The organism is sulfur-oxidizing endosymbiont of Gigantopelta aegis (assembly GCF_016097415.1).
Classification (GTDB): Bacteria; Pseudomonadota; Gammaproteobacteria; order GRL18; family GRL18; genus GRL18.
This window is the reverse complement of record NZ_JAEHGE010000001.1, coordinates 2,233,976-2,245,734: the sequence shown is the minus strand read 5'-3', so window position 1 is coordinate 2,245,734 and position 11,759 is coordinate 2,233,976. Positions and strand designations below refer to the sequence as shown.

The following is an 11,759-nucleotide window of genomic DNA, read 5'->3' as shown; positions in this document are numbered from 1 at the left end:
GAACCTAAATGGGTTTAATGTTTAATGTTTAATGTTTAATGTTTAGAAACCATTCAATCGACAATTTACAAAATCTAATAATGACATACCCTACAAGGTGAAGCGCTTTTTCCGCCTGCCACGAATCGACTTTAATACCTCGACAGGGTAACGCTCATTTGCCTGACCTTTGAGTTCTAACATGGTTTTTCGAGTATTCGCATGACAAAGTGCAATTGCCAGTGCGTCTGCGGCATCGGATTGTGGTGTTTCACTGAGATTTAATAAAATTTTCACCATGTGCTGCACCTGGCTTTTTGCGGCATGTCCCTTGCCCACAATGGCCTGTTTTACTTGATTGGCCGTGTATTCTGCCACCGGAATATCATCTGACATGACCGCACAGATTGCTGCACCTCTGGCCTGACCTAATTTTAACGCTGAATCGGGGTTGCGTGCCAGAAAAACATTCTCAATAGCCATTTCATCAGGTGACCATTGTTGAATCACCTGACGGACATCATTAAAGATTATTTTTAAGCGAGGAGGTAAAGGGCCACCACCGGTTTTGATAGTGCCACATTCTAAAAAACGAAGACGATTCCCTGAGGATTCTATGAGACCATAGCCTGTTTTCAAAGAACCGGGATCAATGCCCAGTATTATCGTCGTTGTAGGCGTTTTAGGCATAGTTAAGCTAATTGATCTTCCTTATGTTGGGCTGGATCAGTCTTTTTAAATCAATAGTATAAGCTTATAAATAAATCTTAAAAAGCATACTATGCATCAGCTAATTGTGCCATCACTTCATCGGAGAATTCAGAGTTCGAATAAACGTTTTGTACATCATCCAAATCTTCTAACATATCCACCAGACGCATGACTTTTTGCGCATCATCAAAACTTAAATCAACACTGGTCGATGCTTTCATCGTCACTTCAGCCATTTCTGGATCAAAACCCGCAGCGACCATGGCATCTTTTACATCCATGAAATCGTCATCAGAAGTCGTGACATCAATCGAACCATCATCATGAGTTTCTACATCATCGGCACCGGCTTCTAAAGCCGCTTCCATAATAGCATCTTCATCACTACCACTGGGATAGCTAAGCACACCTATTTTACTAAACAAGTAAGAGACCGAACCATCGGTGCCCAAGTTGCCACCGGATTTAGTGAAGGCATGGCGCACTTCAGCGACGGTACGATTACGATTATCAGTCAGACAATCCACCATGACAGCAACACCAGCAGGGCCATAGCCTTCATAGCGAATTTCATCAAAGTTATCACCATCTGTATCGCCCGCACCACGTTTAATGGCACGTTCAACGGTATCGCGGGTCATATTGGCGCGTAATGATTTATCCACAATCGCACGTAAACGTGGATTGGCATCGACATCACCACCACCCAGACGGGCGGCAACGGTGATTTCACGAATCAATTTAGTGAATAATTTACCACGTTTAGCATCCTGACCTTTTTTACGGTGCTGGATATTTGCCCATTTACTATGACCTGCCATGAAAACCTCGTCTATTTAAACCTTTTATAGCAATCTTTTTGCTGATAATACAATATGTTAAGCGATTCTTTAGCTATCAGCTAATTTTTCCGCCAGTACTTCACGCTTTTTAATGCCCAATTCTTTCAGTTGCGCCTGACTCACACTCGATGGCGCAGAAGTCAGTAAACAAGCGGCTGATTGTGTTTTAGGGAATGCCATCACTTCACGTATCGAACTTGAACCCGTCATTAACATCACTAAACGATCCATACCAAAGGCAATACCGGCATGAGGAGGACAACCATATTTCAGCGCATCAAGTAAGAACCCAAATTTATCCTGAGCTTCTTCATCATCAATGCCTAATAACTTAAACACACTGGTCTGCATATCCTGCTTATGAATACGTGCCGAACCACCACCCAATTCTGTACCATTGAGCACCATATCATAGGCGCGAGACAGGCTAGAACCTGGATTATCCAATAAATCCTGAGGATTATCGCTACTTGGTGCAGTAAACGGATGGTGTAATGCCGTCCAACGTTTTGCGCCTTCATCATATTCAAACATGGGGAAGTCAACGACCCAAAGTGGTTGCCAACCATGTTTAACTAGGTCTAAATCTTGTGCTACTTTAACGCGTAATGCGCCCAGCGCTTCATTAACCACTTTCGTTTTATCAGCACCAAAGAAGATTAAGTCACCATCTTCTGCACTGGTTCTTTCTAAAATAGTCGCCAAAGCATCATCAGGAATGAACTTCACAATCGGTGATTGCAAGCCTTCACGACCTGCGGCTTTATCATTCACTTTGATATAAGCTAAACCACGCGCACCATAAATTGACACATATTTAGTATAGCCATCGATTTGCTTACGGGTCAGAGAAGAGCCATTGGGTATGCGCAAAGCAGTGACACGACTATTGGGATCTTTTGCCGGACCGGAGAAAACTTTGAAATCAACATCCGTTAGGACATCGGCTACTTCAACGAGTTCTAAATCAATCCGTAAATCAGGCTTATCACTACCATAACGATTCATGGCTTCAGCATAGGTCATGCGCGGGAAAGGATTAGGCAGTTGTTGCTCCAACACCTTGGCAAAGACAGAGCGCATCATGTCTTCCATCATCATCATTAATTGTTCTTCTTCCATAAAGGAAGTCTCAATATCCAATTGAGTAAACTCTGGCTGGCGATCCGCGCGTAAATCTTCATCACGGAAACAACGTACCACCTGATAATAACGATCCATTCCGGACATCATTAAGAGTTGTTTGAATAACTGTGGTGACTGAGGCAAGGCAAAAAATTCGCCCTGATGGGTACGGCTCGGGACCAAATAATCACGCGCACCTTCTGGTGTTGCCTTGGTTAAAATAGGTGTTTCAATATCCAAAAAGCCATTATCATCCAGATAATTCCGTAACATACGGATGATTTGTGAACGCAATCTCAAACGATTTTGCATTTCTGGGCGACGCAGATCAATATAACGATAGCGTAGGCGATGCTCTTCGGACACATCGTCATCATCCAATTGAAATGGTGGGGTTTCTGAAGCGTTTAAAACCGTCAATTCCAAACCAAGGACTTCAACTTGCCCTGTTGGCATCTCAGGATTTTCAGTACCTTCCGGACGCTGACGCACTTTGCCTTTAACCTGAATAACAAATTCATTACGCAGCTTTTCTGCGAGCATAAACATTTCAGGAATATCCGGATCAAACACAATTTGTGAAATACCTTCACGATCTCTGAGATCAACGAAGATCACACCACCATGATCACGGCGACGATGCACCCAACCGCTTAAAATAACTTCTTGATCAATGTTTTCTTGTGTTAAATGCCCGCAATAATGGCTTCGCATACCCTATTCCTGATTTTGTATTGATTTAGTGATTGAAAAATGGCTAATTTTAAGCCTTGTGAGGACAGACTACAAGGGCTGTAGCCTGTTTACATGATTTGAAATCGAAGTATTTGTAAACTGAACAACTTATTTGTAAACTGGATGACTAAATTTGTAAACTGGACAGCTAACGAGGCTTTCAAGAAGAAGGCTTTCAAAAAGCAGTTTAGCTTGATTTACTGTCTTTTTTAGCTTTTTCACTGTTTTTAAAATCGGTTTCGTACCAACCGCTACCTTTAAGGCGAAAGCCCGCAGCAGAAATGAGTTTTTTCAGTTTTGATTCTTTACAAACAGGGCAGTCTTTCATGGGGTCGTCTGACATTTTTTGAATCAGTTCCATTTCATGACCACAACTACCACAACGGTATTCATAAATTGGCATAAGTTTTCCTAAGTTTTGCGATTAGTCTTTATCCTCACTGAAGTTGGGGATGAATAGAGAAAATTCCAAGGTATGAGACAACTTGAGATAAAGATTCTATTATGAATCTCTTTTAGAGCGTAAGTGCTCCGACTGTAGACGCATAATGTGTTTAATGATTTGATCCACCTCAGTTTCAGAAATTTCGACAAAGCCCACTGAAATTCGATAGGGGAAATCACCATTTTTTTCTTGAGAGACCTGAATTACCCGCCCAGTCAAATGCAAACAGAGTAAATCCGTGGATAAAATCATATCCATCGCAAGTAAGGTGCCTTGCTTGAGCTTTTCGTCTGATCCGAAGGCCAGACCACCGGCCCCTAAGTTAATTTGTCGTTGCGGTTCAAGTTCTGACTGCTTGTCCTGAAACAGGTGCATTTGCGCTAATAATTCAATTTTATTATCCAAACCTTTGAGGTAGGTGGCAATATCAGCAGAATGCTCACTGATTCGACCTAGGGCAACACCCATCTGTTGGTTCATCTGGCCGAACAATTCAATCATTTCAAAGGCAGTCGAAAGTTTTTCACCACCCACGTACTCTTTGCCCTGCTCACCGTTCAACACTTCGTCTTTCAACAAACGGTAGGAAAAGATGGCACTATCATTGATTCGATAATACTGTCGGCGCTCACTGGCCTGAAAACTGGTATTCATATCATCCTCAAAATTGAATAAAACTGGGTGTTTCTTCGTTATTGTTGTTCGTATCGTTATTTATGTCATTATTTCTCGAATCAGCCGGTTTGGTTTCAGTATTGGTCTTCTCCTGTGAAACATTTTCAAACTGCTTATCCTGCTTTAACACGTTCTTATTTTCAATAGTCTTTTCTCCCGCAGTTTTTGACCCCCGCGCCTTCTCTTTATCCGGCGACGCTTCATCTACTTCCTTGGCTGAAATGCCTAAGTCTGTTTTATCCTGAGAAATAACAATTTCAACCCGGCGGTTTTGTGCTCTGCTCTCAATAGAGTCATTTTCCACCAGCGGTTTAGCGTCAGCAAAGGCCTGAATACTAAAGCGTGATTTTTTTAATCTATCATCCAAGAGTAATTCATGTGCAACAGCCACTGAACGGGCAGCCGATAAGGCCCAATTAGAAGGAAATTTAGCGGTCTTGATGGGAATATCATCGGTATGACCTGCGACTACAATATTTCCCTGAGTATGGCTTAATTCATCAGCAATAATTTCCAGAATTTCGATAAAATCGTCTGTCAAGGTAGCTGTGCCCGAACCAAATGAGCCCTTATCTCGAATACGAATAGTAATACTCTCATCATTGGCTTCCACATCGATCATTTCAGCTTCAATTTCTTTTTCTAAAGCCGCACTGAGTGCTTCCGCTTGTTCTTTAATCTTTTTCTCCTGAACCTGATCCATTTTTTGCTGCAGTTCATTGAGTTTTTCTTCAACTTGAGCAATTTCAGCCTGTACCTGTTGCAGTTGTTTTTTCAAGCCTTCGGATTCCGCTTCGGCTTCAGACATATTTTCCATTTTGTCTTTCAGCACATTTTCTTCCGACTGCAAACGATCCAGCTTATTGATCAGTTTAAGCTCCTGCTGTGTATCATCACTGGTGACTTGTCGCACTTCATTAATGACGGTGGGTTGTGGTGGTGCAGGACTGAATTCTCTGGCAACAATATTGACACCTTTGGGGATTTCTACCGCTTTAATATCACGTTGCACACCAAAAGCGACTTTCAGAGAACCGGCAATTTGCTTGAACTTTTGCACATCCATTTCTGCAAATGACAATAAAAGCACAAAGAAACACATCAGCAAAGACATGAGATCGGCGAAGGTCAGTACCCAAGCAGGAATACCCGCTGGGCATTTACAGGGTTGTTCATCATCCATCTAGCGAATCCCCCCTAATAAAAACACCTTTATAGGGGAGCAGGATTTGCCAGAGAAGTCGATAAAAAAACATGGTAGTGAATTGATCAGACTATTATTTCTCATAAATAAACTATTATTCTTCTGCAGCAACAGCGCGCTTACCTTCGGGTAGGTAAGTCTGCAACATTTCACCCATCACTTTGGGATTAATGCCTTCTTGAATAGCACCAATAACTTCTAAAATAAGTGTACGGCTCAAACGTTGTTGATCCGCCAGATAGGTTAATTTATCAGCTAAAGGAATACACAGAGCATTGGCCAAAACAGCACCATAAAGAGTGGTTAAAAGAGCAACTGCCATTGAAGGGCCAATGGTTTTCGGGTCATCCATATTTGCCAACATACCCACCAAACCAATCAGAGTACCAATCATACCCATAGCTGGCCCCATATCAGCCAGTTTCATAAGAAATTTTTGCCCTAATTCATGACGTTCGACAGCGAGGTTAATGTCTTTGGAAAGCATACGTTGCACAAAGTCCGGCTCATGGCCATCGACACAAAGGCTGATGCCCTTTTGTAAAAACTCATTGGGAATATCTTGCCCTTCAAGTCCTAAAATGCCTTCTTTACGCGCAATTGTTGCTAGTTCCACGCCTTTTTCAATCAGTTCATTAGGATCAATTGATTTATTTAAAATGGCTTTTAATACGACTTTAATCGACCCAAGAGTAACTCCCAAAGGAAACATAGCAATGACTGCAAATGAAGCGCCACCAAATACCACTAGCATGGAAGGTACATTGATAAACAGAACAATGCCTCCACTGAGCACCATTGCTACTGCAATAATGGCAAGTGCACCAATAATACCAATGACCGTTGCTATATCCACTCAACTATTACCTTTCTAAAATAAATTTTTTGCCTCATCATATACAGTATATAATGAACAGTGCTTGCGATACCTTAACTAATAGCCCTAAGTTATCTTATCGACTCTATAAAACCATAGCTAAAATTTGAGAAATAACAACATTAAATCGTATTTCTTGGGCAAATTTTTCCTAAAATATCATTGAAAAAGATTATATGTCAAAACAAAAAACAATACTAATTACCGGCTGTTCTTCTGGAATAGGATTATGTTGTGCGCTTGAACTAAAAAAAAGAGGCTATCGAGTCTTTGCTACAGCACGTAAAACAGAGGATGTTACTCTACTGGCACAACAGGGTTTTGAATCATTTCAACTGGATTTAAGTGATAGTGACTCCATTCACAATGCCGTGGATAAAATATTAGCTTTGACCGGAGGGAGATTGGATGCACTCTTTAACAATGGTGCTTATGGCCAACCCGGAGCGGTTGAAGACTTACAACGTCAGGTATTAGAAAAGCAATTTTCTGTCAATGTCTTTGGTACGCAGGAATTAACCAATCGCATCATTCCCATCATGCGCCAGCAAGGTCACGGACGTATTATTTATAATGGTTCAGTCTTAGGCATTATCTCACTACCTTTTCGTGGCGCTTATAATGCCTCAAAATACGCTTTAGAAGGTTTGGCTGACACTCTGAGATTAGAACTGCATGGTAGTGACATCGGCGTTTCAATCATTGAACCTGGCCCTATCAGCAGTGATTTTAGAAAAAATGCTTATGCCCAATATCAGGCAAACATCAATAAGGAAAATAGTTTTTTTAAAGCCAACTATGAAGGCATGGAAGCACGCTTAAAAAAGCAAGGGCCCGCCGCCCCCTTTACTTTACCCCCAGAGGCTGTCTATAAAAAGTTAAAGCATGCCCTCGAAAGCGCACAGCCCAAAGCACATTATTATGTGACCTTTCCAACCTATTTGTTTGGCACACTCAAACGAATTTTGCCAGCCAAAGGTTTGGATTGGGTGCTGCGCAAGGTTTCTAAAGAAGAAAATTAAATCATTTTGCTTTAGCATGCATGAGTAGCACATTTATTACTGCCCTTTTTTATATATTTCGTAAGCTTCCGGGATAGTATCATAAAAATTATCCTTACCGACCACGTCGATAATGCCAACGGGTTGCATCTTATCCTTAATGGAATCATGCACTCTGGCAAAGGTCATCTTAATCCCTCTACGGCTCAGTTCAGAATGCACTTCAAGCAACATATCGGCTGCAGTTGAATCGATGAGATTGATCGTTTCACCATCCAAAATAACTTGTGTAATAGGTTCTTTAGCAGCATCAACTTCTACTATCAGAGCATCTTTAAAATGATTGGCATTAGCAAAGAAAAGGCTAGCATTAAAACGAAAAATCAATAATCCCGGCAAGGTTTCCAAATGAGACCTGCGCTTAATATCATGAAATGAATTACCCTTTTTTTCACATCCAAGAATAGCAATTGATGGCGAAGAAGCTCTATAAATCAACAGTAATAGAGACAGTGTGACACCCAGCCCCATACCCGGGAGGACACCGATAATCATTACCCCCAAATAAGCCACCATAGCGATAAGCAATTCCCAGGGTGATTGCTTCCATAAACGTTTTAGATAATTGAAGTCCAGCAGTCCCAACATGGCCTCGATAACGATAGCTGCCAATACCGCATGCGGCAGATTGGCAAACAAGGGTAATAAAAACATCAGAGTAAGGACAATGAGCAAGGCATGGATTAACGAGGCAACTTGGGTTCTGCCCCCGGCTCCCATGGATACTGACGTTTTAGACAAACTACCCACCACGACAAAGCCACCGCTAAAAGCTGAACCAATGTTAGCAGGGCCATGGCTCAGCAGTTCCTGATTAGGGTCAATTTTACTCTGATCTTTTGTTGCAGCCGCTTTAGCTGAGCCCAGTGTTTCTGCATAGCCAAGCAAAACAATAGCCAAAGCACCGGGCAAGAGTAATTCAAATTGTGCTAATGTAAATTGAGGCATAGCCAGTGAGGGCAATCCCGCCTGAACGTCTCCTACCAGATCAACGCCTTGTGCGCCCAAATCAAAAATGGATATGATAATAATACTGACTACAACGGCCATTAATGCTGAGGGAAGTTTGGGCACAAAATGTTTAATAAAAATCAGTAGACACAAACTGCCAAGGCCGAAGATCATCGTGGTGGTATGGGTATTTGCCAACTCAGGAATCATTAACCATAATTTTTCAAAAAAATTACCTGATTGTCCTTCTATGCCAAATAATTTGGGGAGCTGACCAACAATGGTCACCCAAATCAGTCCTTGAATAAATCCTTTCATCACCGGAGTAGGGATAAATTTAGCCACCCAGCCCATCCGAGCGAGTCCCAGTATCAGAAATATAATGCCAACAATGAAGGCCAACGCAGAAGTAATAGCAACATATTCCGCAACCTGTGTCGCACCACTATGGCTAGCGACAACCGCACCGACTGTACCGGCTGAAATCAACGCAGTGGCAGAGTCCGGGCCAATAACCATTGTTTTGGAAGTGCCTAATAAAGCATAAATAATGAGGGGGATAGGCACTGTATACAAGCCCACCAAAGGCGGCACTCCGGCAATACCCGAATAAGCCATCGCTTCTGGCACCATAACAGCCCATACGGTAATTCCAGCAACAATATCAGCACGTAACCAGGACAATTGGTACTCAGGCAACCAACGCAAGATAGGAAAATATTGCATTAACCAAGACCATGGGGATGTTTTATTCATTACAGGATTATTCACTCATAAACCTTAAACAAGTATTGACTCAGTAACATAAAAGCGACTGAGTCATACAATCAACAGTGTCAATAAAGGTTGATTTTACCACGAATAGCTTGCATAAGAATAAATTAGTTGAATAAGACTACTCATCTTTTTCTAAGGTTTTTTTACCGGTAATCATTGCCCGTACTAAATTTTCATCATGCAATTTACCACTGACGATAACGCCTGCAACATGTAAGAACACCAGTAACAAAGTGAGATTGGCAAAGAATTCATGCACCTCTTCCATTACCTCATATAAATCACTTTCATATTTATCTTCATCATCAGCATCAAAATAAACCATACTTGAATTGGTTTCGTTGCTATTAACAGACTCTATCTCATCATCCATTACCAGACCCGATACCGTCGTAATAAACAGACTGAGCAATAACAATACAATCATTAATCCCCCCGCAGGATTATGCCCAATATATCGCTTAGGCTTTTCAGTGCTTAATAATGATTTTGTATAATCAATAACAACACGCGGCGAGTAGATAAAATCACTAAAGCGAGCATAATGTGAACCGATAAAGCCCCAAATCAACCTAAAAACAAGTAAACCTGCAATCAGGTAGCCCGCATAGATATGAATATCCAAAAAATCATCTTCACTTAAATAAGCAGTAAAAAAACTGATGACCAGAATCCAATGAAATCCCCTGATAAGAATATCCCATACTTTTATCGTATTATCTGTTCCCGTAACCATTGTTTTACTCTCTGTTTAATTATTTTGTTTATAAAGCATAACAGATAAGGATGAATTCAAACTTAAACCAAACTGAATTGAAAATGAATTTCCCACAAACACCACTCAGCTAAGTGGCATTTATGAATTTTTGCAAGGCTTCAAGCCCTAAAAGTATTTCACATGAAGGGTATAAACTGGGTTGTTGATCAATATGACCATGCCAGACTAAATGCACACAGGCAAAGCGACCATCTTTGAGGTACACAAGGACATCATCATTGGCCTCATTTTTTACTAATTTGCGGACAGCCATAGTTTGAAATTCGGACAGCCATAGTTTGAAATTTCAATCGATGGGTGGCCTGGATCATTAGTGATTGTTCTATCAGGTGTTTTATGGCCTTTAATAAATTTTTGAATATGCTCTACTGTTTCTGGAGAAAAATACTCCTCACCTGTCTCTTGACATATACGAGCAGGAACATTTTCAATAATATAAAATTTACCTTGATATTTAATGGTATAACTTACCTGAGTTTCATTCATAATTTTAATGGTGAACATTGCTAGCCTAACAAGTTATTGACTAGATTTTGTTTAAGAATTTCATAACTATAATTTTTTACTCTAAAACTAAAAAATTATATTACCCCAACTCCGCCACTTCCTTCAAGCCCTGATAATCAATCTTCCCCGTCCCCAACAACGGCAACTTCTTAACCACAATAATCGTCTTAGGCACATTCAACTCCCCAATCTTACTCTTCTTAGCCCAAGCAGAAAGCTCCTTCCTCAGCGCACCCTCACGCGTCGTCAACAAGATAATCTTCTCTCCTTTTGCACTATCCGGCAAACTCACCGCACCATGCATTTCATCCGGCCAGCACTGCGCCACCATTTCTTCCACCATCGACAGCGACACCATCTCACCACCAATTTTGGCAAAGCGCTTGACCCGCCCCTTGATCGTCACAAAGCCATCATCATCAATATCAACAATATCACCCGTGTCATACCAACCTGGGCCGAATTCTGATTCTGCCGGTTCCAGCACACCGGGATTGTCACTGCGAAAATAGCCACGCATAATATTAGGGCCACTGACAAAAAGTTGTCCGCCTTCTTCAATACCCGGCACTGCTTTTAAATGATAGTCCATACCCGGTAGCATCGTACCTACGGTGCCGGTTTTATAATCCATCGGAGTATTAATAGAAATCACCGGGCTGGTTTCAGTGGCACCATAGCCTTCTAAAATTCGTAAGCCAAACTTCTCTGCATAAAGTTCACGAGTTTCTTTTTGCACCGCTTCTGCTCCGGCACAGACATAACGGATACTGAAAAAATCATAGCTATGGGCAAATTTTGCATAACCTTTGAGGAAGGTATTAGTACCAAATAACATAGTAGCATTAATGTCATAAGCTACTTCGGGAATGATGCGATAATGCAGTGGTGAGGGATATAAAAAGACTTGATGTGTCAACACTTTTCCGGACAGTTTTCTAAATATTTTTTTGGCTGTTTCAAGTGATTTTTGTCATTTTGTATTTCCTATCATTTTAGTTTCTCATGTTAACTTTAAACAGATGAAGAGAAAGGGCTTTGCCCTCTGGAACGATAGAGCCGTTCCATTCACCCAAGGTATTTTCACAACGG

13 protein-coding genes are annotated in these 11,759 nt (G+C 41.2%); 1 reads left to right on the top strand and 12 read right to left on the bottom strand.

Features of this window, described 5'->3' with window-relative positions; genetic code table 11:
- Positions 1-90: 90 nt before the first annotated feature.
- From ruvC to pomA, 7 genes are all read right to left on the bottom strand, one after another.
- Positions 91-669, bottom strand: a complete 579-nt coding sequence (gene ruvC, locus JEU79_RS11280) for a crossover junction endodeoxyribonuclease RuvC (protein WP_198264209.1) — start codon at positions 667-669, stop codon at positions 91-93.
- Between the two features lie 89 nt (positions 670-758).
- A complete protein-coding gene (locus tag JEU79_RS11275; RefSeq protein WP_198264208.1) occupies positions 759-1,511 on the bottom strand; it encodes a YebC/PmpR family DNA-binding transcriptional regulator in 753 nt (250 codons plus the stop codon).
- A 69-nt stretch (positions 1,512-1,580) separates the two neighbouring features.
- Positions 1,581-3,371 carry an aspartate--tRNA ligase gene (gene aspS / locus JEU79_RS11270; protein ID WP_198264207.1) on the bottom strand — a complete coding sequence of 597 codons (1,791 nt, stop codon included), beginning with the start codon at positions 3,369-3,371 and terminating at the stop codon, positions 1,581-1,583.
- Positions 3,372-3,579: 208 nt separating this feature from the next.
- The gene (locus tag JEU79_RS11265) at positions 3,580-3,795 is read right to left on the bottom strand and encodes an FmdB family zinc ribbon protein (RefSeq protein WP_198264206.1); all 216 of its coding nucleotides are present in this window, start codon (positions 3,793-3,795) and stop codon (positions 3,580-3,582) included.
- A 99-nt stretch (positions 3,796-3,894) separates the two neighbouring features.
- A complete protein-coding gene (locus JEU79_RS11260; protein WP_198264205.1) occupies positions 3,895-4,491 on the bottom strand; it encodes a PilZ domain-containing protein in 597 nt (198 codons plus the stop codon).
- 7 nt (positions 4,492-4,498) lie between these two features.
- Positions 4,499-5,695 (bottom strand): MotB family protein, encoded by a 1,197-nt coding sequence (locus tag JEU79_RS11255; RefSeq protein WP_198264204.1) that lies wholly within the window; start codon positions 5,693-5,695, stop codon positions 4,499-4,501.
- A gap of 115 nt (positions 5,696-5,810) precedes the next feature.
- Positions 5,811-6,572, bottom strand: coding sequence for a flagellar motor protein PomA (gene pomA / locus JEU79_RS11250; RefSeq protein ID WP_198264203.1), 762 nt, complete (start codon positions 6,570-6,572; stop codon positions 5,811-5,813).
- A gap of 197 nt (positions 6,573-6,769) precedes the next feature.
- Here pomA and JEU79_RS11245 point away from each other — a divergent pair, with 197 nt between their 5' ends.
- Positions 6,770-7,615 (top strand): SDR family oxidoreductase, encoded by an 846-nt coding sequence (locus JEU79_RS11245; RefSeq protein ID WP_198264202.1) that lies wholly within the window; start codon positions 6,770-6,772, stop codon positions 7,613-7,615.
- A 36-nt stretch (positions 7,616-7,651) separates the two neighbouring features.
- Here JEU79_RS11245 and JEU79_RS11240 read toward each other — a convergent pair whose 3' ends face one another.
- The 5 genes from JEU79_RS11240 to JEU79_RS11220 form a co-directional block, all read right to left on the bottom strand.
- On the bottom strand, positions 7,652-9,361 hold the full coding sequence (locus tag JEU79_RS11240; protein ID WP_198264201.1) for a SulP family inorganic anion transporter: 1,710 nt from the start codon (positions 9,359-9,361) through the stop codon (positions 7,652-7,654).
- A gap of 139 nt (positions 9,362-9,500) precedes the next feature.
- A complete protein-coding gene (locus JEU79_RS11235) occupies positions 9,501-10,118 on the bottom strand; it encodes a cytochrome b/b6 domain-containing protein (protein ID WP_198264200.1) in 618 nt (205 codons plus the stop codon).
- 109 nt (positions 10,119-10,227) lie between these two features.
- Positions 10,228-10,413, bottom strand: coding sequence for a hypothetical protein (locus tag JEU79_RS11230; RefSeq protein WP_198264199.1), 186 nt, complete (start codon positions 10,411-10,413; stop codon positions 10,228-10,230).
- Positions 10,395-10,646: a YgiT-type zinc finger protein gene (locus JEU79_RS11225; RefSeq protein WP_343074962.1), complete on the bottom strand. Its 252-nt coding sequence runs from the start codon at positions 10,644-10,646 to the stop codon at positions 10,395-10,397. Before JEU79_RS11225 ends, JEU79_RS11230 begins: the two co-directional genes overlap by 19 nt.
- Positions 10,647-10,746: 100 nt before the next feature.
- A complete protein-coding gene (locus JEU79_RS11220) occupies positions 10,747-11,589 on the bottom strand; it encodes an AMP-binding protein (RefSeq protein WP_246540182.1) in 843 nt (280 codons plus the stop codon).
- Between the last annotated feature and the right edge of the window lie 170 nt (positions 11,590-11,759).